The following is a 345-nucleotide window of genomic DNA, read 5'->3' as shown; positions in this document are numbered from 1 at the left end:
CGGCGGCCATCGCGGCCATGCCGCGCTCGACCATCGCCTCGAGCTCGCTGATGAGGTCGCGGTCCTCACCCTCGGGCTCGGACTCGTTGGCTTCGAGCTGCGCCAGCAGGTCCTTGATCCGGTCGATCGTGGTCAGGATCAGCGTGACGGCCTCGCCGGTCACCGGCATGCCATCGCGGAATTTGCCCATCAGGGTTTCGGCAGCGTGCGCCAGCGCTTCGAGCCGCGGCAGGCCGAGGAAGCCGCAGGTCCCCTTGATCGTGTGCACCAGCCGGAAAATGTTATCCAGGATCTTGGCGTTGTTCGGCTCCTGCTCGAACCGCACCAACTGATTGTCGACGGTAT

The 345-nt window shown here is 65.2% G+C and carries 1 protein-coding gene; it reads right to left on the bottom strand.

What is annotated here, in order from left to right:
- On the bottom strand, nt 1–345 hold a 345-nt coding region (locus tag HL666_RS34760), incomplete at both ends, for an Hpt domain-containing protein (protein ID WP_172185812.1).

The sequence above is a fragment of the Bradyrhizobium aeschynomenes genome (genome assembly GCF_013178945.1).
Lineage (GTDB): Bacteria > Pseudomonadota > Alphaproteobacteria > Rhizobiales > Xanthobacteraceae > Bradyrhizobium > Bradyrhizobium aeschynomenes.
This window is presented reverse-complemented; position numbering and strand designations above follow the sequence as displayed.